We start from the raw sequence: 24,452 nt of genomic DNA on the forward strand, positions 1-24,452 counted from the left end.
ATCAGTTAAAACTCAGCACGATGGCATTGGGTGTAATGGTAACCACCGTGAAATTAATATTGTATTTGCGGATAATTTTGGCGGTTAATTCTTCCGGTGTGCCAATATTAGCCGATACTTCAAATTGCGCCGCCGAGTTGGCATAGCGTATCAAATTGTAATCCTCAATTTCGCGCAGGTCTTTTAAAATATCCTGTACCTGTTTTAATCGTTCAATATTTCCCACATCTTTGACGGTTAAATTAAATACTTTGGCGGAATTGATAGCCGCATTAATGGGTTCAACCAAGCGTTTGGCGGCTGCTTCGCACGCGGCGGAAATGGACTTTTGCGCCGCAATATCGTCCAGCGGGTCCAAACCGCTTAGTTGATCGGCCCCTTCTGCCACTACGGCATAGTTATTGGTGGCAAAGGTTTTAATAGCCGCACGCGCGCGGTACGATTTAAAAGGCGAAGCGGTGCCGGGCAAGGCGGAGATAGGATTGGTTTCTACGTCTGCCACAATCACAAAGCGTGCGCCTTCGGTACGGGCTTTATCTATAACCGAGTTGGGGTTTTCAATATTGTTTTGGCTTAAATTGTCGCCGTTGATTAAGGCAAAGGGTTGATTCTTTAAGGCGCGGTAAACAGCCTGTTTGCAATCTTGTTTAAGGGAGATGTCGTCGCCCACCATTTCGCGGGACGTAACCAAAATATTGGTTTTTTTGGCAAAGGAATCGGCTTCGGACTGTTTTATGATATCGCCAATGTCTTTCACCAACACCATTGCTTTGATTTTGGTGTAGTATTCATCGCCTTTGCGGTACGATTTGGTAACGTGGCTGCGACGGATGAAACCGGCGGTTTTGGATACGATTTTGTCCTCCACTAATTGCGCCTGGTCCACGGTAGTAGCCGACGAAATAAATACACCCGCCACCTTTTCCACGGCAGACTTTTGGGCGGCTAAAATACCGTCTTTTTTCATTTGTCTTAAATTATTTTCGTTATAAGGAACCAACGATTCGGCTTCCACATATTCCCCTTCTCCTTTGGGGCCGATACGAAGCGAGCCGCACGCCGATACAAAAAAAGTGCAGGCTAACAGCAGAAATAAAAGTTTCTTCATTATTTTTTGCCCTCCGGGTCCAACCCTGATGCTTTCAGGCGCGCTCTGTCCAAGCGCATAATGACGGCGCAGCCGCCGTCTTCCATATATTCGGTGGAAATAAGTTCCATTTGGCGGATAACGCCCTCGGCGGACGAGTCAATCGTGCTGCCTACGGACACGGCATCCACCACTTGCACATTGGATTCCAAATTAGCGCCGTACAATACTTCCGTAGCCCGCTGGTAGGCGTGGGCGATGGCGGCCTCGCGGCTCATAATGCGCCGCTGGGAGTCGCTTGTGTGATTGGGATTGGCGGCCCCAAATCCGCGCACCCACAGATAATTATTATCTAAAAGGGTATCGTTAAAGGCAGGGGCAATTGCACCATTTTTGACGGCGGATTTCATTGTGCCCGCACAAGCACACGCAAAAAGCGCGGCGGTGCAAAGCGTTAAAAGTTTCTTCATAAATTACCTCAACAATTCAGAAATTACCTTTACATAAGTGCTGGGGGCTTTGGTATCTTCGTAATTGATAATCCCACAGCGGATGAGCATAATTTCCAACATATGCGTAAGAATATCGTAGAAATTCTCGCGCACGGACGGGTCGCACACTTGGAGCGAGGGCCCTAAAATGACCGCCCCTTTTAATTTTTTGTTATCGCATAAGTTGGCGATTTTAAAGGCGGATGAAATAATGTTTTCCGTAGCATAAGAGGAGCGCACGGCAATATCAAATCCGCCGGAAATACCCAACTCTTTGGCGCGCTGTTCCAGGCAGAACACCATCCAATTCATCAAATGGGAACTGTTTTGCGGGTAGAAGAAGCCAATGCGGCCCCACTCGCCGTTGCCCACGGTGGATAAAGTAGTAATGCTTTCTATGTCGCGGGTTAAAATTTCGCTTGTGGCATCTTCGCCGTTGGTAGCCAGCAGTTTTTCAAAAATGGCGGCCTGGGAGCGTTCCGATTCCGGCAGATTAGGAAAAATTAAATTTTCCAATACTTTTAAGCGGCGGATGCTGCGCGTAACGGTGCCTAATGTCATATGGGCTCCGCCAAAGAAATCGGTTACTTGGGCGTCGTTTAAATCTACTCCGTTTTCCAAGAGCATTTTTTTAACGATTTTTAAATGTGCGGAACCGCCCGCCGGCTTTAATTCCGAAATCCAACCGGAATCCAATCGGAAGCGGATTAATTCTTCTAATTTTTCCAAACTTTCCGGCGGGTATTTAGAAGTAATTACAATTTGCTTTTGCTCGCGCAGAAACTTGTTAAGTAAGTTGGAAATATGCACGCGGTTTTGCTCGTTAATGGCCAATAGATGGATGTCGTCAATGAGAAGCACCTTTACGCTGCCCATAAACTTGTCAAATTTTTCAATGTTTCCTTCCATTACATAGCGTTGAATCCCGCGCGAAAGCCGCACACCGTTAGTCAAAAAGATGTTCTCCTGTCCGAATTTTTTAGAGAACGCATATGCCATAGCGTTTAAAAAGTGCGTTTTGCCCGTACCCGTTGCACCGTGCAACACCAAGGGGTTGTAGAGTTTACCCGGGTTTTCAATGACGGAAATGGCCGTCGCATGCGCAAAGCGGTTGACGGACATTACCATATTTTCAAGCGTGTAAGTGGGCACCAACGGTACTTCCAAGGGCCAATTATGCTTTTTGATTTCCGAGAGCGGAATTTCAATAGAGTGGTCAATGGTTTTGGTCTTTTCCAAAATAGTTTTGCCTGCTGCCGGGGCGGGCATAGCCGGTTTGGGCTGATGAACAGGCTGCTGTACCTGAGGCTGTTGCGGGCGCGGCTGCGGCATAGCCGGGGCCGGATGCACCGGGGCAACAGGCGCGTGCGGCACAGGCGTATGGGCCGGTGCGGGAGTTGCCGGTTCGGTATTTAATTTGCGTCTAATGCGAAAAGTGGTTTTTTCTGCGTTATGTTCTTCCATAATAGATTCCCCCGGTTTTACCGGAACAAAAGGTGTTTGTACGGCCGGCGCGGCGGTCTGTTGCGGGCGCGGAGCCTGCGGTTGGACGGGAGCCTCGGGGCGCGGTTTGGGCGCGGCGGGCGGAACGGTTTGGTGGAACGACTTTTCGTACTGGTTTTGCATTAGTTCGGTGTTAATGGTCGTTTCCAAATGGAACGTTTTGTCCAACGAGTCTATTTTTTGTCCACGGATAGTAATTTCTGGCAAATCCTCGCCGTCCTCTTGCAGAGTTGCCTGTTCAATCACAGGTGCGTGCGGCACGGTGTTAAGCAAATGTTCTTCTTCCGGAATTTGCCCGTGTATTGGTTCAGCCAGTTCCACCGAGGCCTCCTCCGGCGCAGGTCCTAAATTAAGGGGCTCGTCATCATCAGGGCGAACGGTGGATTTTTCTATATTTTCAAAGGGGTCTGCCACAGACGGATGGTCTGCGGGTTTGTTTAATAAATCAACTGGGTCCGGTGCTGTTTCTTCCTTAGCGGGAGAAACCTCGGCCGCAACAGGTTCTGTCGGTGCCGGCTCTGCCGGAATTTCCGGGACAGGTTTAGCAACTATTTCCGGCAAGGGTTGCTCTTCGGCGGAGTTTTCCGTCTGAACATTTTGCGGTTCCTCCGGGCGCACGGCGGCTTGGAGCGGAATATCTATATCCGCATTTACCTCCGGCGCGGCAACCGTTTTGGCTTCTATACCCGGGGTAGGCGGCACGGTGTTAGCGTGCTTTACAAACCCTGTATCCTTTTGGGAAATTTGCCCGGTAACTTTGTTTAAATCGTCTAAATCAATAATGCAGGTTTGGTCCTTTATTTTCTGTTCAAAAACATTAAAGGATTCTTCCAAACTGTCTTTTCCGTCGGCTAGAATATTTATTTTTTGCTCGCGTTGCTGTTGGTTGTTTTTGACTAATTTTTGGTTTTCCAAGTCCAAAAACATATCATACTTGGTTTCCGCCGAAAAGATATCCTCCAAGGGCATATTGTCCAGCATAGTGCCCTCCATATCTTTAATGAGCATATCTTTGTCGTTAATTGTCAGCGGTTCTTGCTCCGCGGCAGGTTTTTCGTCTTTGGGCATAGCAACGGCGTGCTGTTCCAAATTATCCGGCACAGGTGCGGCGGGCGGATTGGGTTTAAAGAAACTGTCCTCGGAAGCCACCTGGCCGACGGACCCGGATAAGTCCGTTTTCCCGTTAAACAGAGGGTCGCCCAACGCACCGTCCGGCGCAAATTGGTTTACTTTGTTTATTTGAGCCACCCCTTCTTCGGTTGCCGTACGGATTTTGGACAAGGTATCCTCGTTTAAATCCATAGGCAACTCAAAAGAAAAGTTAAACGGCGGCAGAGCCGTGGCGGATGCAGAAACATAACCCGCCAATTTTTTGGCGAGCAACTGCGCATCACGCTCCGTACCGTCCGTTACCAAAGTGTAACGGATGTTTTGCGTGGCTGGGTCTATACGGGAAAGGATATCCCAGTTGGTAATCATTTGTCCTCTACAATTTTTACACCGCAACTGGCACCGATACGGGTAGCCCCTGCGGCGACCATAGCATCAAAATCTTCGCGCGTGCGTACCCCGCCGGAAGCCTTTACCTGCATATGGGCGGGAATAGATTTCTTCATCAAAGCCACATCCGCCGCCGTAGCGCCGCCCCCTGTAAAGCCCGTAGAGGTTTTGACAAAGTCGGCCCCGGCTTGGGCGGAAATTTCGCACGCTTTTACTTTTTCGGCATCCGTCAGTTGGGAGGTTTCAATAATTACCTTTAAAATGTTCCCTTTGCAGGCCCCGCGGACGGACTGGATATCTTGCAAAACGGTGTCGTAATCTTTATCTTTGAGCGCGCCGATATTGATAACCATATCAATTTCGTCGGCTCCGTTTTTGATAGCGTCTTGGGTTTCGTATGTCTTGACTGCGGTGGTATTCGCCCCCAACGGGAAACCGATGACCGTGCATACTTTTACGTCCGATCCAGCCAAGAGTTCTTTGGCGTAAGGCACCCAAAACGGGTTGATGCAAACGCTGCAAAAGCCGTGCTTGCGTGCTTCGTCGCAAACGCGGAGAATATCCTCTTTCCCGGCAATCGGTTTTAAAATAGTGTGGTCAATCAGTTTAGCCAAGTTCATACGAAACCCCTTTTAAATATTATTTATTGTAGTTGATAATGCGGGCGAATTTTTCCGCGACCAAAGACTGACCGCCCACCAAGGCGCCGTCCACATCTTGTTTGGCCATAATTTCGTCCACGTTAGTATCTTTTACGCTGCCGCCGTACAAAATGCGGGTGGCACCGGAAAACGCGGCAGAGTAGGCTTTGCCCAAATAGGCGCGGATGGCGGCGTGTACTTCTTGCGCTTGGTCCGGCGTGGCGGTTTTGCCCGTGCCGATAGCCCAAACGGGTTCATAGGCGATAATAAGACCTTTTAATTGTTCTTCGGTAAAGCCGTTTAAGCCGTTTTTGAGTTGTTCTTCAATGACGGAAAGAGTTTTGCCGGCTTCGCGTTGTTCTAGTGTTTCGCCTACGCAGAAGATAACGGTCAAGCCGTGGCGCAAGGCGGCGGCTACTTTTTTGTTCAAAATTTCGTCAGTATCGCCGAAAACGCTTCTGCGTTCGCTGTGGCCGATTAAGGTATGGGTAGCACCGGCATCTTTGGCTTGTACAGGGGAAACGGCACTTGTAAAGGCGCCTTTATCTTCCCAATGTACATCTTGTGCGGCTACTTTAATTTCGGACCCGTTGGCGAGTTCCGCCACTTTGGCGAGCGACGTATAAGACGGCGCAACGATAATTTCAACGTGGTTTTTATTCCCGGCTTTGGTAAGAGCAGTAATAAGGGCGGCAGATTCCGCGAGCGTATTGTGCATCTTCCAGTTTCCGGCAATGATAGGTGTTCTTTCGGTCATTTTAATTCCTCTTTAAATACAAAATAGAACGCTCTCCCGCGTTGGGAGAGAAACTTCCTATTAAATACTATCATAAAGAAAGCGAAATGAAAAGGGGCGGCGGAATTAGTTGCGGCTAAATTAATGGCCCGCCTGAATTGCCGTCCATACCGCTAGGCGGTACCCCGTAGAGTTTCTGTGAGGGTCTATTATATAGGTTTCAGGTGGATAGTTTGTCTTTTGTATTGTAGTTGTCGTCATCCTGGACAGAGACCTTCCAGTATGCCTTTTTAGACAACAACGAACTGCCCAAGATGTAGATTCTGAAACAAGTTCAGAATGACCCCCAATTTTTATAACGGCCTTTTTTGTTGTTTTGTTCCGTAGTGTCTTTATACGGGATCTGTCGTTTGCCGCGGAGGTCATTTCCGAGTGTGGGGCGGCCCGCAGGGTTCGGGAATCTGTTTTTGCCGTTGCGGTTCTCTTACAAAACGACAGATCCCCGACTCAATTCCTCGGGGATGACGACTAAACAATGTAGTTTTTATTGATGATGTTTCGTTGGTTTGCGACATTGCAAAAAAGTATGGCTCCATTAATCAAAAGAGGGGAAAAAGGTAAGCCGTCCGCAGGACTTATTGTAAAGGGGTTGTTTCGTTTTTTTTTTTTGTTAAAATTTTGATAATTCGCAGTGGGTATACCCGGATGTATTCGTTGTGTAAAAACGCGTATAAAAGACTGTTTTGCTCAAATATAAAGGTTTTAAAAAGGAGAAAAAAATGAAAGGATTTACTTCTATGGTGTCATCCCCGAAGGGTTCTGTCGGGGATCTGTCGTTTTGTAAGAGAACCGCAACGGCGAACAGCAGATTCCCGACTACGACACTCGGGAATGACAACAATAATAACGACAGCCCCCGTATAAATACACGACGGGATGACGGTTTAACAACAAGTGGCCGCACGGCAACAGGAGGTTTTACCTTAATTGAACTATTAGTTGTTGTGCTCATTATTGGTATTTTGGCGGCGGTGGCTTTACCACAATATAATAAAGCAGTGGATAAAGCACATTATACTCAGTTACAAGCCGTGGTAAAACCTATTGCCAATGCTATGGAAGTATATTATTTGGCCAATGGAAATTATCCTTCTAGGATAGATGAAACGGATTTAACCTTGCCACAAGGCTGTTACTTAATGGGGGATAGTACAGTAGCCGTTTGCGGAGAATTTTTTATAGATATGTTTAATTATACAGAACAAAATGTGGTAGGTATTTATACCCCCGGTAACACTAAATGGGGTAATTGGACTCCTTCGGTACGCTTTGTTCAATGGCTAGACCATTCTCCAATGTACGCCGGAAAACGGGAGTGTTCCTCTATTGGCCCACGTTTTGCTACTTTTTGTGCCTCGTTGGGGGCTAAGCCAGAAAACGGGCGGTATTGGCTGTAAGCCTTATACCGCCATTAAGCAGATTTTATATTTGTCGGCCAGGGCAATAACGTCCTCTAAATCTAAAACAAGGGTTTTTTCGGCTTCAAAGGCCAATACGGAAATTCCCGCCTTGTGCAGGCTTTCCAGCGTTCCTTTGCCGATAACGGGCAAGTCAAAGCGGTTGTCTTGGTTGGGGCGGGCCACTTTCACCACCGCTACGGACGATTTTTTCTCGGCAGACTCGCGGTACAGTTCGCCCGCGCGCAAAATACAGCGGTCCGTACCTTCCATCCCTTCCACAGCGATTACGGCATTTTGGCTGACCACGCAGGTAAGCCCAATATCCAGCGCCGCAATGGCTTTGGCGGTTTTATAACCAAATTCCGCCGCTTGTTGTTCCTCCGCGGTTGGTTTTCTGGCGGACAAAACGCCTTTTTGTGGCATAAAATCTTCTAAAAACAGGGCCGAGTGTTCAAATTCAATGCCGTCCTTTTTAAATTCGTCCATTACGCGGGAGAGGATATTTTTGGTTTGCATATTCTTTAAGGAAGCCAAAAACTTTGCCCCGCGTAAATCAGGCATTAAATTAGTAAAAATAGAGGTGTGCTGTACGCGGCCGGCCATAATCACGCGGGTTACGCCGTGTTCTTTAAAAAAACGGATGCCCGCGCCCAACTGTCCCAGGCGGAAAGCCCGGAACACTTTGGCGCAGGTTTTATAATCGTTTTCTTTGGCGTTGCCTTTTGCACCGGCTACATAGACTTCATAGCCCTTTGATGTTGCTTTTTGGGCAATGTAAACGGGCATTTTCCCTTCGCCGGCGATAAGACCTATTTTATTAGTCATCATCGTGCAGTTTGGTTTTGGCTGTGGCTACACCGCGCGGGGAAGTTTTGCAAAAATCAATGATATGCTGTACTTCCTTGCAGGGGTGGGTGGCTTCCAATTCCGCCATAGCATCTTGCAGGCGTTTGCCGCTTCGGAACAAGGCTTTATAGGCACGTTTGATTTCCATAATGGTTTCGCGCGAAAGGCCTCCGCGGCGCATCCCGACAAGATTCAACCCGACCAAGCGGGCGCGCTGGCCTTGGGCAATACAGTAGGGCGGAATATCCAGCGGAAGCATTGCCCCGCCGGAGAGCATAGCCATTGTGCCCACGCGGACAAACTGGTGGATTCCCACCATACCGGACATTACCACGCGGTCCTCTACTTGGACGTGTCCCGCAATTCCCGTGCTGTTGGCTACGATAATGTGGTCGCCCAGGCGGCAATCGTGCGCAACGTGGGAGTTAGCCATTAACAGGCAGTAATTGCCGATAGTGGTCGGTTTTTCCAGGTTTGTGGAGCGGTGGATGGTTACGCACTCGCGGATTTGGTTGAAATCCCCCATTTGCACGCGGGTCGGTTCATCTTTATAAGATAAATCTTGCGGTTTTACACCGATAAAGGCACTGGCAATAATATCGTTGCCGTCGCCCATCGTTGTATTTTCAATTACGCAGAACGGACCGATTTTGTTATTTTTACCGATGATAACGCCCTTGCCAATGACGGTGTAGGGCCCAATATGGGTAGAGGGGTCAATTTGGGCGGAGGGATCAATTACCGCCGTAGGGTGTATGTTAGACATTGGGAATTTCTCCTAGAATAAAATTAAGGGTGGCCTGCGTGCACAGTTTGCCGTTGACGTAGGCTTCTGCATAGATTTTGGAAATTTTGCCCAGACGCAAGATTTCAATCGGCATTTCCAGCGTATCGCCGGGTTGTACCATCCCGCGGAATTTGGCATTTTCAATGCTTAAAAAGAGCGGCAGTCCGCCTTTTCCTTGCGTAATATAGCCCATCATGGCCCCGCCAAACGCTTGGGACATACTTTCCACTACCAATACACCCGGCATAACCGGTTTGGCGGGAAAGTGTCCTTTAAAGTAATACTCGTCGGGGCGTACAAAGTGCTTGCCGAGATATTTCTTTTTTTCTTCCAATACTTTTACTTCATCCACAAGCAGGAAAGGCTCGCGGTGCGGAATATTCTTTTTAATGCGTTCCCGGTCGTAAACATCTACGGCGGGAAGTGTTAAAAAGTCCTTTAAACTAGCGGATTTAACGCTCATTTGTCCTCCGAATTGGCCAAGAGAATCTTGGCGAAAATTACGTTGTGTTTATGCCCGCCGCAGGTGCAGGTAATTTTAAGCGGCGGCAGTTTGCGCCCGGTTAAACACAGGTCGCCAACCATATCCAAAATTTTGTGGCGGACAAGTTCGTCCGGGTAGCGCAGTTCGTTGATAAATTTATCTTTGCCGACAATGACGGCATTTTCCAAATTTCCGCCTTTTGCCAGACCGTGCGCCTTTAAAAAGGCCAGTTCTTCTTCAAAGCCGAAGGTGCGTGCGCGGGCAATTTCTTGGATATAATTGTCCGGTGTAAATTCCAAAGTAAATTCTTGGTGGCTGACCAACGGGTGTTTGTGCAAAAAGACAAAGGTAAAAGTTAATTTATCTGCTGGCTCTGCCGAGTAGGCAATACGTCCGCTTGTATAAGTGATTTTTTGCTTAATGTTTAACAGCGGTTGTTCGGCGGGCAAATCCTTTAAGCCCGCTTTTAAAAGGGCCTCTACATATACGTCGCTTGCTCCGTCGGTTACCGGCGGCTCCGGGCCGTCCATTTCTACGGTAACGTCTGTCAGCCCCAAAGCGTGCAAGGCAGACATAACGTGTTCCACTGTCCACACCTCGGCAGTTTCGTTTTTTAAATTGGTACCGCGTAAGGTGGAACTGACGTTTTGGGCCAAGGCGGCAATGGGTTTGGCACCGGGGATATCGGTGCGTAAAAAGGTAATGCCGTTGTCTGCGGGCTTAAACGTAAGTGTGGCGGGTACGCCCGTGTGTAAGCCGTTGCCTGTTACAACGGCGGTGGCAGAAAGGGTTTTTCTCATATTATAATCCTAATAATTTTTTTAGTTTTCCGAAAAACGATAAGTTTTTGGTTTCTTCCAACTGCTTTTTAAAAGTTCTAAATTCCTTGTGCATTTCGGGCAGTTTGCGCAAAATAGCCTGCAATTTGAAGGCCTCGCGTTGGGGCATAGCCGGATAGCCGAAATAGGTTTGTCCGGCGGGAATAGATGTCATTACGCCGGATTGTGCGCCGACCTGGGCGCGGTCGCCGATGGACATATGTCCGGCCAGACCCACTTGGCCTGCCAAAATGACCCCGTTGCCGATTTCCGTTGTGCCGGCCACCCCGACTTGGGCGCACATAATACTGCTCATCCCCACGTGTACGTTGTGCCCGATTTGGACGAGGTTATCAATTTTTGTATTGTCGCCAATGACCGTGCTGGAAATTTTGGCGCGGTCAATGCAGGTATTGGACTGCACTTCTACATCGTTGCCCAAAACCACATTGCCGATTTGCGGAATTTTTTGGTGGCGTCCGTCGTGAAATGTAAACCCGAAACCGTCCGAGCCGATTTTAGCCCCGGCCTGCAAAATAACGTAATCTTTCAGTATGCACTCCTCGCGGATAACGACCTGCGGGTAAATGTAGCAGTTCTTGCCGACGGATACATTTTTGCCAATGTAACATTGCGGGAAAATAACGGTATTGTCGCCGATTTGCGCACCGTCCTCAATAACGGTATAAGCCCCGACAGAAACATTTGCCCCCAGTTTGGCCGACCCGCTGATAACGGCGGTGGGGTGGATGCCGGAGGTGTGTTTTTGTTTTTGTGCATCGGCATATTTCATTAAAAGAATAAAGGCCCACTCGGGATTTTTAGCATACAAAAGCGCCCCGTTGAAAGGAATATCCTGTCCTTGGGCACTTTCGGGCACGATAAGGGCGGAGGCTTTTAAGTCTTTCAACAAGTCTGCTTTTTCCAAAGAAGTTAAATAACAAAGTCCGCCTTCGTGTGCTTCTTCCAGCGAACAAAGGGCGGTAATGGCGGTATCCGGCTTGGAAACGTCTTGTGTCCCGGTAATCTTAGCCGCTTCGGCTACGGTTAATTTCAACATATAAAAACCTCTACTTTCCGCGTTGGCGGTATTTTTTTGCCTTTTTCAGGCGGGAGATAAAATCCTTGGTAACGTTTACCGGGCGGTCTCCGTATAAAATTTCGTCTTTGCGGACCACTGCACCGATATTACGCTTTTTGGCGAAGGATTTTATTTCCGTGTAAATGTCTTGCAAAATTGCGTTTACTTCTTTCTTTTCCAACTTTAAAATTTCTTCGCGCGTGGTATATTTATAATTATCAATAAAAAAGCCGCGCTCCGCAATAATTTTTTTATTGGAAGCAATACGCGCCGTCAAATCGTCCAGTTCCGCTGGCGAGTTTAAGGGGCTGGTGGATAAAATTTCCGCACCCGAAAAAGTCAGGCGGTTTAACAAGTTGCCCAATACCAGAGAGTCCGCACTTTCTTGAATCTGCGGCTGTAATTTTGTGGGTTCCACCACAATACGTTCATAAAACGGTTTTAACTCGCGCAACTGTGCCGCTAAACGGTCGTTTTCGGCGGTCAAAACATTTATTAACTGCCGCGCGCCTTGCACTTCGTTTTCTTTGGATAAAATTTTTAAACGGATTTGCTCTTTAACGGCAATCGTGCGCGGATGTTCGTTAAAGGCCTCGTCAATATCAATAAAGGCCACCGTTAAGCATTTTTGCATTTCTTTGGGCTGTTCCTCTGCCGGCTCGTCCTGTACGGAGGGGGAGAGAGGGGCTTCTTTATCGGCGGCGGCTGCCATTTGCTCGGCGGTCATTGGCGGTTCGGGGGCATTGGTTCCCGTGTGTGTATCGGCTTGCGCAAAGGCTTCGCTCTTGGTTTCCTCCGGCAGAATAATGTTGTCGGAGGCCGGGGCCGGTTGGGCGGTTTCTTGTGCGGATTTGGCTAAGATAGAGGCCACGGCGGCGGCTTCTTTATCCGTCAAAGCAGGCTCTTTCTCCGGTGCGTTTTGCGCTTGGAGAAGTCCTGCCAGACAAGAAACCAGTAGAAACAGCCAAACTTTTTTCATACACTCCTTACATCATATTGGAAATATTGAAATAGAAATGCGACCTGTCTTGGTTCGGGCCATGATTCAAACCGTAGCCCCAGTCAATACGGATAGGCAACGACGGCGTAGTAAAGCGTAACCCTACCCCTACCCCCGCTTTAAATTGGTTTCGGTCCGGCCCTAAGGAAAAGTCCAACTCGCTAAATTTGTTCCACGAGTTGCCCATATCAAAGAAGAAGGCAAATTGAGCCATATTTCGTCTGCCTTCGCGCGCAATCGGGAAGCGCAACTCGGCATTTAATACATAGTACATATCGCCGCCGAAATCGGGGCCGATTTCGCCCGCGCGTTCGTACCCGCGAATCGTATCCGCGCCGCCCAAGAAGAATTTTTCATAAGGCGGTACTTCCGTGGTGCGCCCATAGGCCTGCACAGAGCCGAATTTATTGGACAGCACAAATACAATCGGGTAATTCCCGCCTACGTTAAGAACCGTGTAGTTGAAAATGGAGCGGGCATTTAAGTACCACAAATCCAGGTCTCCGCCAATCGGGCCGCCCGCCAAGGCCAGGCCCAAGGAGTTGCGCCAGCCCTGCGTGGGGTCCCACATATTGTCGCGGGTATCTACGGCGAAATCCGCGCTGAGGGTGGAAAGATTGGTTTTGCCTTTTTCAATGCACTCGCCCGGTTTTTTGCCCGGCGTGCAAATGAAGCGTTGGTCAATATCGTAAATATCAATGTTTTCAAACGAATAACCAAAGGACAACTGGTAAATATCATCATTAAAACGCGGACCGACTTTTACCCGTCCGCCGATACGTTTTTCCGTATAGGCCTGGTTTTCATCGGAGAACGAGCGGTAGCGGCGGGTGTTGAATAAATCCACACCCAGCGAGGTGGGCTTGTCATAAATCCACGGGGTGGACCAACTGACGGTATAATCTAAAATTTCTTTACCGAACATTGTGCGTAAGGATAACCGTTGGGCGCGGCCAAACAGGTTCATATGGTTGATAGAGAGTTCTCCGTACAAGCCGTCCATAGAACTCATCGCGAGGCCTGCCGTAAACATACCCGGTCGCCCTTCTACGACGTTAAATCCTAAATCTACTTTTTGCGGGTCGGCAGTGGGCTGCAAATCTATCTGCACGTCGTTAATAAAGCCCAAATTCATAATTTTGGTCTGGCTGCGTTTAATTTTTGCATTATCGTACAAATCGCCCGGGTGGATGGAAAGTTCGCGCGTAAAAACGTATTTTTTTGTATGTTCATAGCCGGTAACATCTACGTTATCAATGTAAAAAATGCGGCCTTCGGCAATATCAAAGGTCAAATTGAGTTTGCCGTTTTCAATATTTTTTACGGGGTTGACGCGCGCTTGCAGATAGCCTTTGTCTGCGTATTGTTCTTGGATAGCGGTAATGGTATCGTCAAAATCTTTTTGGTTATAGAGATGCCCCTCGCGGAAGAATACTTGTTTTTTAAGTTCTTCGGGTGTAAAAACATTGTTTCCCGCAAAAGAAACGGTGCCAAAGTCCACCTTTTCGCCCTCCGTTAAATCGTAGGAAATAGCGGCTTCGGTTTTGTCGTCATTTAGTTGTACTTTCGGCTCGGAAAGGGTAAATTCGCTGTACCCTTTATTGCGGCCGAAGAGCATCATTTTTACCCAGTCGCGCTGTAAATTTTGCGGTTTAAAGACCTTGCCGGGGCGGTTGGAGGCTTTTTTCAAAATTTTTTCCGACGGCAGTTCGCCGCTGCCATTAATGGTAACGTCTTTCACTCGCACGCGCTCGCCCTCGCGGATGAGGAGTTTCACAGACACTACGCCCAATTTTTCGTCGGTAGTCAGTTCGTAGGTAATTTGCGCGTTGACATATCCCTTTTCGGCATACTTGGCTTTAATGCGGTCCAAATCCGCCTGTAATTTCGCCTCGTTGAAGGGGTCTTTTAGTTTAAGCGTCATTGCTTGTGTAATGGCGCCCTTGCCCAGGTGTTTGCGCCCTTCGTAGGTCAAGCGGTCAAAAATCGGTTTTTCCTTGACAATGTAGGTCAAGCGGTGGCAAGGATAAAGTTCGGATCCGTTTTTTTCCTTCCGTGTGCCGGAAACGGGGGAAATATCTATTTCCACGCTGTCAAATGCGCCTAAGGCGGAAATATCGCGTATATCGTCGGAAACGGTGTAACGTTCGTACAGTTCGCCTTTTTTAGCGTGTCCTGTTTTGGTAATGGTTTTTTTGCGGATGTTTTTTAACCCGTCAGCCTCTATGCTGCAAATCATCCACGGCCCGTTGGGGTCTAATTCTTGGGTGTCGGCATCTTCCGCGCGCGCGTACGAAAAAGCCGTCAATGCGGTGAGTAACAAAACTGCCCAGCGTTTGGAAAATGTCATGTGGTCCTCAGGTCTGTTTTTTAATAAAAAAGCCCGCACTCATAGGAAAGCACGGGCTGGTTTTTCCAAAAAATTGGATTATTTGGTAGGTCTTTTCGCCAAACCGCTCTTGATGCAGCCAGTGCAAACATAGGCAGTTTGCGTTTTGCCTTCAAGCACTACTTTCTGCTTTTGGAGGTTCGGTTTAAAACTTCTTTTGGTTCTCATATTGGAGTGGCTGTAAGAACCGCCGGAAACCGGGGTTTTGCCACACACTGCACATTTATACGCCATAGGTTCCTTCCTTGATAACTGAATTAAATTTCGCTCTTATATTCTAGTAAATAAAGGCCGTTCTGTCTAGCCCTAGGCCGCTTTGGGCGGAAAGATTTTGCTGGCCAAAACAGACAGTGCCAAAATCCCTACGATTACCCCTAGCGAAGCCACAATCGGGATAGGGAGAAAATGCGACAGGAGCATTTTGACACCTACAAAGAATAAAATAACGGAAATGCCGTATTTGAGATACGGGAATTTGCCTGCCATACCGGAAAGCAAAAAGTACAGCGAGCGCAAACCGATAATGGCAAAAATGTTGGACGAATATACCAAAAAAGTATCCTGCGTAATGGACAAAACTGCCGGAATAGAATCCACCGCAAAAATCAGGTCGGACATTTCAATCACCATAACGGCCGCCAATAGCGGGGTGGCCATACGTTTGCCCGCTTCCAGCACAAAGAAATTTTCGCCGTGGTAATCGGTTTTGATGGGCATAACTTTTCTAAGAAGTTTTAAAATAAAAGATTGGCTGGGGTCAAAATTATCATCTTCCTTCTGCAACAGCATTTTGGCCGCCGTAAAGATAAGCAAGGCCCCGAAAACATAAATCGTCCAAGAAAAGAGCGAAATTAACTGTACGCCCAGAAAAATAAACAAAAAGCGCAAGATAACTGCCCCCAAAATACCCCACAAAAGGGCTTTGGGTTGTAAGTTGTGCGGAATAGCAAAATAACCGAAAATCATAATGAACACAAACATATTATCTACGGACAGAGAATATTCCAACACATAGCCTGTGTAAAATTCCAGTGCGTGGCGCGGGCCTTCCACCAACCAAATTGCCCCGCCAAAAAGAAGCGCAAGCGATACCCACGCGCAAACCATTAAGGCTGCTTCCTTCATACTTACTTTGCCGTGATGTTTATTTAACACGGCTAAATCAATGAACAATGCTGCCAGTACAATTACCCAAAAGGCAATCCACATAGCAACGGATACAGTAGTCGTTACAGGTTCCATTATTTCTCCAAAATATAGTTTAAGAATAATAAAAATTATAGCAATTTATGGGGATATGCTTATGCGGGTACGGCTGAAAACGCGGGGCAACACCCGAACAAGCAACAGCCGCCCGACTGCGACCTAGGAAGTGAGTGTATAACAATAAGCCGGGAAGGGAAGTCTCCTGCGGTCATTTTACTGACGTAAAATGCCTTCGGACCGGCCCTCCCGGTTTTTGCCTTGCACACAGCGGAACTGTTAGGTGTACAAACAAAAACATCGCTCCGGGCTTCGCCTCCCAACGCAAGCAAAGCAGTTGGCCTGCTTTCGCGGCATAAACGGAAAAAAAGACGAAAAAATAAGCCGAGAATGGGAGTCGAACCCACAACCTACGGTTTACAAAACCGTTGCTCTGCCAGTTGAGCTATCTCGGCGTTTTACGGATAATATATCTTATCATTTTTTTTGCTTGTATCCAACAGGTATATGATAAAATAAACGCATAGGAGAATTTATGAAAAAAACAATCGTGTTATCTCTTTCCCTGTTATTCGGGTTGTCCGCCTTTGCCCAGAATAACTGCAAAATTGCTGACGAACTTCCCATAAAATTAATGTCAGCGGAAATAAAACGCGGGTTCAAAACCTTTCAAAAGCAAAATCCGCCCCTGTATTACTTGTCCTACCAGTATTATACCAACGACCTTTCGGATATAAAGGTATCCGAGGGGAGCGTGGCGCGGGAATACTATGGTCGTTCGCTCGCCAGTGTAACCGTATTTCCCCGTGTTGGCTCACCTGCGTTGGATAATACCCGGCGTTTGACGGTGATGAGTTCTGTAAGTGACAGACTCACGAAGGAAGATATGCCGGCTGCCGAGGGCGACGGAAAGGCTTTTTCTACGGCTCTGTGGCGTGCGACGGATGCGGCTGTAAAAAAAGCGCAGGAAGACTTGGACGGCGTAAAGGCCGAAAAATTAACGGCCCCCGCACGCTTTGACGATTCCCCGGATTTTGCTTATCCTCCTGTGGAGCGCTTTTGCCGTACGGCTGAATTTGCTACATTTGACTATGATAAAATCAAGGCGATGTTAGTCAAAGCCTCTACGCTTACCAAGGGGAAAAAATTCATTTTAGCCTCCAATTTTTCTTTTGAGCGGGAAGTGGGCTACCGCTATTTTGTAGATTCCCGCGGTACGCAGTTAAAAACTCCGCACCAAGAGGTCCGCTTGTCGTATGTAGTATCGGGCAAAACGGAAAACGGACAAGAAGTATCCCGATTTAATGACTATAATGTTTTGCTCCCCGAAGAACTTCCGAGCGAGGAAAAGTTACTAGCCGATACCCGCAAGTCCATTGAAGAATTAGAGCAACTGATTAATGCGCCCGAGGGAGACCCTTTTGAAGCCCCGACCCTTTTAAAAGGCCGCGCGATGGCTGTTTTCGTGCACGAGATATTAGGGCACCGTATGGAAGGCCACCGCCAAAAAATGGAAGATTTTGGACGTACTTTTACAGATAAAATCGGCCAGCAGGTGGTTTCTCCCATCTTAACAATTATAGATGATGCCACTTTATCGTATTTTAACGGAGAAGTGATGCGCGGTTTTTACGAATATGATGATGAAGGTGTAAAGTCCCGCCCGGTTACGCTAGTGGAAAAAGGCGTGCTCAAAAACTTTTTAATGAGCAGCAGCCCGATTAAAAATTTCCCGGCTTCCAACGGGCACGGCCGCGGAAACCATTACTTTCGGCCGGTAGCCCGTATGGCTGTTACGCGTGCGCTTGCCGAGCAGACCGTTACTTATGATGAATTGGAAAAAAAGTTCTTGCAGGAAATTAAACGCCAAAACAAACCGTACGGTTTTATGATTGAAGATTTATCCGGCGGCTTTACAATGACGGCCACTTACAACCCGCAAGCCTTCAAGTTGGAACCGACATTGATGTACCGCGTATATCCGGACGGACGTAAAGAAGTTGTGCGCGGATTGGATATGGTGGGCACACCGCAGGTAAGTTTTAATAAAGTGCTTGCCGCCGCGGACGATTACCAGGTGTTTAATGGTTCGTGCGGCGCTGAATCCGGCTGGGTGCCGGTATCGGCCATTGCTCCCAGTGTGCTGTTAGAATCAATGGAAATGGAAAAGAAGCAAAAAAGCACGGAAAAGCCACCCTTGTTGCCTCCGCCGTATTCTTTGCATAAAGGAGTCTCCAAATGAAGAAATTGCTATTTGTTGTTGCTTTATTTATCACGATGCCGGTTGCCGCAGGTCAGTTGCCGGATAATATGTACTTCCGCGCCATGCAGGACGAAATGAAACGTACCGTAAAGGAACTGCGCACCAAAGAAAAGGACGGACAAAAGCCCTTTTATGTGGCCTATAAATTGACGAGAGATTTGGGCGGATATAGCGTTTCGGCCTCTATGGGAAGCCCCTTGCCTGTTTTCTCTTTTGGCAATTTTGTATTGGCAGATGTTTTGGTGGATGTAGGGTCCCGCCAACACGATAGTTTAGGTTTTGATCGTAATAGCCGGTGGGAGCCTTATGCCCCTACTAATACAAGTATTATGCCCAATGGATATGACGGTATCCGGCAAGGTTTATGGGGTGCTACCAATACGGAGTTTGTCAAAGTCAACGAAGTGTATAAAGAAAAACAAGCCTATAAACGCAAAAAGAACTTGTTAAACGAAAAAACGCCCGACTTTGCTCCGGCTGCGCAATCTTCGTATGTGGAAGAACTTAACCCGTTGCCATACCCGGATATGCAGGTTTGGCAGGAAGTGGTAAATAAGTTGTCCTCACAAGGGAAAGACTTGCCATATGTGGAAAAGTTAGAGGTGTCTGCCCAATTTTACCAAACCGGGACTTATTATCTAAACAGCGACGGCGGGTTTTATCAAACTTTCTATCCGGCGGGCAATGTCTATTGGAACGCCGTTTTGCGCACCAAAAACGGGTATAAAGATACTGAAAGCGAGTGGCTGCCTTTATCGTTTTGGAACGCCACGGATAATGAAAAACGGTTGCAAGAAAAAACGGATAAATTTTTAGAGAAAATTAAGCAGCATTACCAAGCGCAAAAAGGCACGGCTTATTTGGGGCCGGTGCTGTTTACAAAAGATGCCGCCGGGAGTTTTATGGGCCTTTTGGTGCGGGGTGTAGAAAAAAATAAGCCTTTGCTTTCTGCCGCGTTTGAAGACGACCCCGAAGCGGGGGAACTGCGTAATAAAGTAGGAATGCGCGTAATGTCTATGGTGGCGGACGTGTACGACAGACCGCACTTGCGCGAGTTTAAAGGCCGCCGATTGCCTAACTTTGCCCCGGTGGATGACGAGGGCGTAGCCACGCAGGATTTAACGCTTGTGTCCGGCGGTAAACTGGTGCAGTTGCCCTCTTCCCGCCGTTCCGTTAAAAAAGGAGAAAAGAGCAACGGGCACGCCTTCTTCCTAAATTCATACCCCCGCGAAAGGCTGACAACGGTGGTGGTGGAGCCGAAGAACCCTTTGAGCGAAAAAGAATTGGAAGCCAAACTGCTTGCGCGCTGCAAAGAGTTAGAACTTGATTACTGCTATATTGTGCCGAATATGGGCGGAACCGGGACGATGGTGCAGCGTATCTATACGGCGGACGGACGGAAAGAACCCGTAACCGGGTTGGAGGTGTCCAACCTGACGACCCGTGCCCTGCGGGATATTTTAGCCGCCGGGGACGAGAGTGATGTTTATTCTAATGTGATTACGCCTGCGCTGCTTGTAGATGAAATTGAACTCTTGCCCAGCGACCGCCGCCCGGACAGGAAACCGTTTATTGCACGTCCGTAGTGTGCGAATCCCGTTATGCGTTAAAACAATCCCCCCAGGACGAGATACTGGGGGATTGTGCTTTAAAATAGGAAATATTCCCGATAATTGCAGGCGGAAATCTGGGGGCTGTTATCTCATCAACCGGATATACCGCAGCGGTTTTACAAGGGATTATCCGCAAGCAGTTTGCTGGCTACCCGCCCGATAAAGGTTTCGGGGTTTTGCGCTTTTACGGCTTGCATATGGCGGCGGGCACTTTTGGGGTTTCCGGTGTTATATTCATCCATTGCCAAAATAAAAAAGGCCAGTTGGTTTTTAGGCGATATTTTTAGGATTTCCTTGGCGGTTTGGATAGACTCTTTGTATTGCCCGGCTTCATTTTGCCATAGGGCTTTGTTGGCCAGCAAATCTTCCCGTTTGGGTGCCAGAAACAGGGCCGCGTTAATATCCTCTAATGCTTTATGGTAGAGTTGAAGCCCGCGGGCAGCCTTGGCGCTTACCAGCCAAAAATCGGGCGAAGAATTGTCTTGCATCAACGCCATTGTAATATGGATAAAGGCTTCTTGGTAGTTGCTTTGGCTCAAAAAAGTGTTGGCATAGCGGGCGCGGTATTTCGGTGCGGCCTGCGGGTTTAAGGCAAAAAAACGGTCGTAGTAATAGCGTGCTTTGGAATAGAAGCCCAAGGTGTTGTAGTTGACGGCCTGCCCCGTAAGGGCCTCTAAATTGTTCGGCTCCCTCTGCAACACTTGGTTATACAAGTCCATAGAGCGGTTGGTAAGTTCTGTCCTTTGGTAGAGACTGGCGGCCGCCAAAAGCAAGGGGACATTGTCCGGGTGGAATTCCAAGGCTTCCAAGTAAATATCCAATGCCTTGCTTAAATTGCCCAGTTGCTCGTAACTTTTTCCTAATAAGCGGTAGGCGCGGGCCTCGCGGCGTTTGACGTTTTTGGTTTTGTAAATATAGTCGGACAATTCCGCTACGGCCTCGGTATAATGGCCTTCGTTGTACAAATCACGCGCGTGGATATAATCTTGCCTGTCTCCGCGCGGGGCCATCCCCAAAAATCCCGTTTGGGCGGTAGAGCAACCTCCCAAGCACAGGGCGGCAAATAAAAAAGATAATAAAAATTTACGGTTTAAGTACATAAGGCAACGCAAAAAGCAGGATATTCTCCTGCATTTCCCCCATATGGCGGTTGGCTTCCTGCAAGCCTACTTCGCCCGCTTTGTGTAATTTATCAAGTTCTAAGGTTCCAACGTCCAATACGCGGTTAGTAATGACAAAGTTCGCCTTGTGGGCCGATTCCTCAATCATCGCGGCACCGCGCACATCTCCTACGCGCAGTAAGTAGGCGGCAATAGACTTAGGCGTATCGGAATAAAAATCAGGTGGCGTGATGGAGGCAATAATGTAGTCCGCCCCCATAGATTTAACCGATTCTACCGGCAAATAATCTACTACGGCGCCGTCCACCAGTTCGCGGTGGCGGTATTGCACCGGGGCAAAGATACCCGGCAGGTTCATACTGGCGCGCACCGCAATAGCCAAGGGGCCTGAATCAAATACCACACGCTCTCCGGTTTTAATATCCATTGCCGCGCAGGAGAACGGAATTTGCATATCTTCAAACCGCATATCACCTACTTGTTCGTGAAAGAAATTAACCAGGTTGGAAGAAGTGGGCAGCCGTTTGGCGAATAATAAGCGAAATAGGCCGATTACGTTGAAGTCGGACGTTATTTTGTCCATTGTCATATGCTCGCCGATAGTCCACAGTTTTTCGGTCGGGAGCCCTGCCGCATAGAGAGACCCCACCACCGAACCCATAGACGTACCCGAAATCATATCCACCGGCACTTGGGCATTATTGAGGGCTTCCAATACTCCGACATGGGCAAAACCGCGCACGCCCCCCGCCGATAAAGCCACCCCTATTTTGGGGCGTTCGTTTTTTGGCAGGGCGGTAAATTTATCCCATAAAAAATGGCGCAAAATAACGTCATCGGTTTCGCGCTCTATGGCAAATGCCGTCCCCGCGGACAGCAGGCACAAGAGCACTGCGGCGGCCTGCTTGAACCGGCGCATCATTGTAAATCCTGGCCGATAGCCCACTCCAACTCGGCTTTGGCGAATTGGTTTTCTTTAACCGCCTGTAAGTAGCGTTGGGCCGTTTGCAGGTAAGCCTGCAAGGCTTCCAGGGCTTCGGCGCCGTGTTGGGGCTGGCGGGGGGATTGTTTTAACAGGGCATCCATTTCGCGGTAAGCGGTTTGGCGGTCCAATACTTCCTGTTGCCAAAAGGACATTTTCTCAAAGTTTTCAGCCACCTGTACGCGGATGGTATCTTCAATCGCGGCGCGGCTTAAAGAACTTTTTTGCTGTTGGGCTTTCTTTTCGGTAACTTGTGTGGAAAAATTATAAGAAATCGGCAAGCGGACAGCCAACGAAATTTGTCTGTTTTGGTCCTCCAAAGTGTTGGCCCCTAATTTTTCGTACGAAGCGTTTAAAATGACGTCCGGGTAGCGGCGGGATAAGGCCAGGTCAATGGCGATGTCGTCCGTTTCCAAAGCATAAATGGCGGCCTTTAATTCGGGACGGAATTCCATCGCCCATAAAGTGAGGTGCGGCAAGTCCCAATCGGTTTTAACCGGAGAAAATTCTCCGCGAATCGTAACGCGGGCATTGAGTTCTTTATTCAGGCTGACGAGCATTGCCAAATTTGCCTGTTTTAAATTGTTTTCGGCCTGTTTTTGCGCGCTTTGCAGTTGGGATAAGGCATTTTGCATACGCATTTTAGCCCAAAGGTTGCTATTGGCGGAAGTGTTCCATTTTTGCGCCAATTCCCAAACGCGTTGGGTCAGTTGGGCATTTTGCTGGGCATATAAAAGAGACGCAAAAGATTTTTTAATGTCCAGCACCACCGCATTTTTAACAGACTCGTAGCGGCTTTGGACTTGTTTTAAATTGGCCTGTGCAAAGCGCAGGGTGCTGCGGATGCGTCCGCCGGAATAAAGATATTGGGTAGCGGTAATACCCACCCCGTAGAATTGGTCTTTGTCGCCATAGTAGCCGTTGCCCGGCAGAAAGCGGTTAGCCACGGCATCGGGCAGGACCATAGGATAATCCAAGTCGTACCAGGTGGCGGTGCCTTGCAGTGAAAATTGCGGCAAATAGCGGAACTTGGCTTCGGTTACTTTTTGTTCTGCGATGATAATTTCTTGTTTGGCCGCCAAAAACTTGGAATTGTTTTCCAAGCCCAGACGGATAGCGTTTTCCAACGTCAGGTTATCATTAACCAAACTGGAAAAAGTTAGTCCGTATTCCTTTTGTGCAAAAGCGGCCTGAGCCAAAAGGCAAAGGGCCGCCATCATTAAGATTTTTTTCATACTACCCCCGGGTTACTGCTGTTTGTTTTTATTAATTTCCGCTTCTACGCGGTCCATCATTTTGTTAAATTCGTCTTGTAATTCGGTGAATTGGTCGCCCTGGCGCAAGCGTACCCGCTGGGAAAAATCCCCTTTGGCAATATCCTTACAGGTTTGCTCAATGCGGTAAACCGGCCCGGCCATTTTGTGTGATAAAATAGCGGAAATAATGATAACAAGTAATAAATAAATGGCAATTTTATAGGCAAAACCCGCCGCTAAGGGCAGAAATTGGTCATACAGCGGCTGCATTAAAACCGGGTAGTTATCAAACAGTTCGTCCAACGTGGCCGTCAGTTCAAACGTCATAATCGCAAGGCCGCACAGCACGCTTAAAATAATAAGCATCATATAGCGGATTTGCAGATTTTTTTTGATAAAAATCGTGCGGCGTTTAAACTGCGGCGGTTGTGGAGCGGTGTTCATAAAATCCCCTAAAAGGTGGTTACATAGCGCAGTTGTAAAATGCGTTCGCTTTCATCCCCGCGGCCTACGCGGCGTACAGCGCCGTCCAAGGCCAAGGAGGGGTGCAGGTAAAAGCGTGCGCCCAGGTTTAAGCGGGAATCGCGGATATTGCGCAGATTGTCCCACTCGGCCATTAAACCGATTTTGTCGCCCAGTTTATAGAATGTGCCCATAAACCAATAGAGTTCATCCCACTCAAAATCGGAGAAGTTAAGCCCGGCGGTGGCGTTTAAACCGGGAATAATAATTTCGCGCGTAAGAGTTAAATAGCCGCCTTTGCGGTCATCTAAAAATTTTTTCGTTTTCGCATACTTGCGGTGTTCGTCATAACCGTAACCATAGCGGCGGCCGTCGTAGCCGATAGCAATAGCGGGTAAATATAAATTTCCGTCGTAAATTTTCCATTTTACTTGGAAGTCCGGGTCCAGCACGCGCACGGAAGAGGACGAACCTAACAGTTCGTGCGAGGCAATGCTAAGCCCAATGTTAATGCGGGGATAGACCCCAAAATCAATGGTTTCCATTACCGTTCCGTGGTCGTAAGCGCGCGTTAAAAAAGAGGCCTGGTAACGGTCAAACACTTCGGCGGTGGGAACATCTAAAATCAAGGTTTCCAAGGAAATAGGGTCCCCTTGGGCGGCCCGGACAAAGAGCGGGGCAAATAAGCAAACGGCAAGTATGGCTAATTGTTTTAATTTCATAGTTATC

The 24,452-nt window shown here is 48.1% G+C and carries 22 protein-coding genes and 1 tRNA gene; 3 read left to right on the plus strand and 20 right to left on the minus strand.

Annotated elements, in window-relative coordinates; all coding sequences use genetic code 11:
• Position 1: 1 nt before the first annotated feature.
• The 5 genes from ACQY2K_RS02225 to tpiA are packed head-to-tail and all read right to left on the minus strand — an operon-like array spanning position 2 to position 5,979.
• Positions 2–1,108: a hypothetical protein gene (locus ACQY2K_RS02225; protein ID WP_428040571.1), complete on the minus strand. Its 1,107-nt coding sequence runs from the start codon at positions 1,106–1,108 to the stop codon at positions 2–4.
• Complete coding sequence (locus ACQY2K_RS02230) at positions 1,108–1,557, minus strand: hypothetical protein (protein WP_177748514.1); 450 nt, start codon at positions 1,555–1,557, stop codon at positions 1,108–1,110. The genes ACQY2K_RS02225 and ACQY2K_RS02230 overlap by 1 nt, the downstream gene beginning before the upstream one ends.
• Before the next feature lie 3 nt (positions 1,558–1,560).
• Complete coding sequence (locus tag ACQY2K_RS02235; RefSeq protein ID WP_428040572.1) at positions 1,561–4,560, minus strand: DnaA ATPase domain-containing protein; 3,000 nt, start codon at positions 4,558–4,560, stop codon at positions 1,561–1,563.
• Positions 4,557–5,201, minus strand: a complete 645-nt coding sequence (deoC, locus tag ACQY2K_RS02240) for a deoxyribose-phosphate aldolase (protein WP_428040573.1) — start codon at positions 5,199–5,201, stop codon at positions 4,557–4,559. Before deoC ends, ACQY2K_RS02235 begins: the two co-directional genes overlap by 4 nt.
• Before the next feature lie 19 nt (positions 5,202–5,220).
• A complete protein-coding gene (gene tpiA, locus ACQY2K_RS02245; protein ID WP_428040574.1) occupies positions 5,221–5,979 on the minus strand; it encodes a triose-phosphate isomerase in 759 nt (252 codons plus the stop codon).
• A 758-nt stretch (positions 5,980–6,737) separates the two neighbouring features.
• Between tpiA and ACQY2K_RS02250 the strand changes: the two genes are divergently transcribed.
• On the plus strand, positions 6,738–7,415 hold the full coding sequence (locus ACQY2K_RS02250; protein ID WP_428040575.1) for a type IV pilin protein: 678 nt from the start codon (positions 6,738–6,740) through the stop codon (positions 7,413–7,415).
• A 3-nt stretch (positions 7,416–7,418) separates the two neighbouring features.
• Here ACQY2K_RS02250 and ACQY2K_RS02255 read toward each other — a convergent pair whose 3' ends face one another.
• From ACQY2K_RS02255 to ACQY2K_RS02300, 10 genes are all read right to left on the minus strand, one after another.
• Positions 7,419–8,246, minus strand: coding sequence for an LpxI family protein (locus ACQY2K_RS02255; RefSeq protein ID WP_428040576.1), 828 nt, complete (start codon positions 8,244–8,246; stop codon positions 7,419–7,421).
• On the minus strand, positions 8,236–9,030 hold the full coding sequence (gene lpxA, locus ACQY2K_RS02260) for an acyl-ACP--UDP-N-acetylglucosamine O-acyltransferase (RefSeq protein WP_428037655.1): 795 nt from the start codon (positions 9,028–9,030) through the stop codon (positions 8,236–8,238). Before lpxA ends, ACQY2K_RS02255 begins: the two co-directional genes overlap by 11 nt.
• Positions 9,023–9,514, minus strand: coding sequence for a 3-hydroxyacyl-ACP dehydratase FabZ (gene fabZ, locus ACQY2K_RS02265; protein WP_428040577.1), 492 nt, complete (start codon positions 9,512–9,514; stop codon positions 9,023–9,025). The genes lpxA and fabZ overlap by 8 nt, the downstream gene beginning before the upstream one ends.
• Positions 9,511–10,335 (minus strand): UDP-3-O-acyl-N-acetylglucosamine deacetylase, encoded by an 825-nt coding sequence (lpxC, locus tag ACQY2K_RS02270; RefSeq protein ID WP_428039628.1) that lies wholly within the window; start codon positions 10,333–10,335, stop codon positions 9,511–9,513. Before lpxC ends, fabZ begins: the two co-directional genes overlap by 4 nt.
• 1 nt (position 10,336) lies before the next feature.
• The gene (gene lpxD, locus ACQY2K_RS02275; protein ID WP_428040578.1) at positions 10,337–11,413 is read right to left on the minus strand and encodes a UDP-3-O-(3-hydroxymyristoyl)glucosamine N-acyltransferase; all 1,077 of its coding nucleotides are present in this window, start codon (positions 11,411–11,413) and stop codon (positions 10,337–10,339) included.
• A gap of 10 nt (positions 11,414–11,423) precedes the next feature.
• Positions 11,424–12,413, minus strand: a complete 990-nt coding sequence (locus ACQY2K_RS02280) for a hypothetical protein (RefSeq protein ID WP_428040579.1) — start codon at positions 12,411–12,413, stop codon at positions 11,424–11,426.
• A gap of 7 nt (positions 12,414–12,420) precedes the next feature.
• On the minus strand, positions 12,421–14,784 hold the full coding sequence (gene bamA / locus ACQY2K_RS02285; protein WP_428040580.1) for an outer membrane protein assembly factor BamA: 2,364 nt from the start codon (positions 14,782–14,784) through the stop codon (positions 12,421–12,423).
• A 78-nt stretch (positions 14,785–14,862) separates the two neighbouring features.
• Positions 14,863–15,057 carry a 50S ribosomal protein L28 gene (rpmB, locus tag ACQY2K_RS02290; protein WP_177748535.1) on the minus strand — a complete coding sequence of 65 codons (195 nt, stop codon included), beginning with the start codon at positions 15,055–15,057 and terminating at the stop codon, positions 14,863–14,865.
• Between the two features lie 72 nt (positions 15,058–15,129).
• Positions 15,130–16,065 (minus strand): TerC family protein, encoded by a 936-nt coding sequence (locus ACQY2K_RS02295; protein WP_428040581.1) that lies wholly within the window; start codon positions 16,063–16,065, stop codon positions 15,130–15,132.
• A 343-nt stretch (positions 16,066–16,408) separates the two neighbouring features.
• Positions 16,409–16,481 (minus strand) — tRNA-Thr (locus ACQY2K_RS02300).
• 80 nt (positions 16,482–16,561) lie between these two features.
• Between ACQY2K_RS02300 and ACQY2K_RS02305 the strand changes: the two genes are divergently transcribed.
• Entirely contained in the window at positions 16,562–18,268 is a 1,707-nt protein-coding gene (locus tag ACQY2K_RS02305) for a metallopeptidase TldD-related protein (RefSeq protein WP_428040582.1), read from the plus strand.
• A complete protein-coding gene (locus ACQY2K_RS02310) occupies positions 18,265–19,875 on the plus strand; it encodes a metallopeptidase TldD-related protein (RefSeq protein ID WP_428040583.1) in 1,611 nt (536 codons plus the stop codon). The genes ACQY2K_RS02305 and ACQY2K_RS02310 overlap by 4 nt, the downstream gene beginning before the upstream one ends.
• Positions 19,876–20,018: 143 nt before the next feature.
• On the opposite strand, the gene ACQY2K_RS02315 is transcribed toward ACQY2K_RS02310, so the two are convergent.
• The 5 genes from ACQY2K_RS02315 to ACQY2K_RS02335 are packed head-to-tail and all read right to left on the minus strand — an operon-like array spanning position 20,019 to position 24,445.
• Positions 20,019–21,014, minus strand: a complete 996-nt coding sequence (locus ACQY2K_RS02315; RefSeq protein ID WP_428040584.1) for a tetratricopeptide repeat protein — start codon at positions 21,012–21,014, stop codon at positions 20,019–20,021.
• Entirely contained in the window at positions 20,986–21,945 is a 960-nt protein-coding gene (locus tag ACQY2K_RS02320; RefSeq protein WP_428040585.1) for a patatin-like phospholipase family protein, read from the minus strand. The genes ACQY2K_RS02315 and ACQY2K_RS02320 overlap by 29 nt, the downstream gene beginning before the upstream one ends.
• Entirely contained in the window at positions 21,942–23,240 is a 1,299-nt protein-coding gene (locus ACQY2K_RS02325; protein WP_428040586.1) for a TolC family protein, read from the minus strand. Before ACQY2K_RS02325 ends, ACQY2K_RS02320 begins: the two co-directional genes overlap by 4 nt.
• 12 nt (positions 23,241–23,252) lie before the next feature.
• Positions 23,253–23,705, minus strand: a complete 453-nt coding sequence (locus ACQY2K_RS02330; RefSeq protein WP_177748549.1) for a HAMP domain-containing protein — start codon at positions 23,703–23,705, stop codon at positions 23,253–23,255.
• A gap of 8 nt (positions 23,706–23,713) precedes the next feature.
• Positions 23,714–24,445: a hypothetical protein gene (locus ACQY2K_RS02335; protein WP_428040587.1), complete on the minus strand. Its 732-nt coding sequence runs from the start codon at positions 24,443–24,445 to the stop codon at positions 23,714–23,716.
• Positions 24,446–24,452 lie beyond the last annotated feature (7 nt).

It is taken from the genome of Candidatus Avelusimicrobium fimicolum (assembly GCF_021632165.1).
In the GTDB taxonomy this organism is placed as follows: Bacteria; Elusimicrobiota; Elusimicrobia; order Elusimicrobiales; family Elusimicrobiaceae; genus Avelusimicrobium; species Avelusimicrobium fimicola.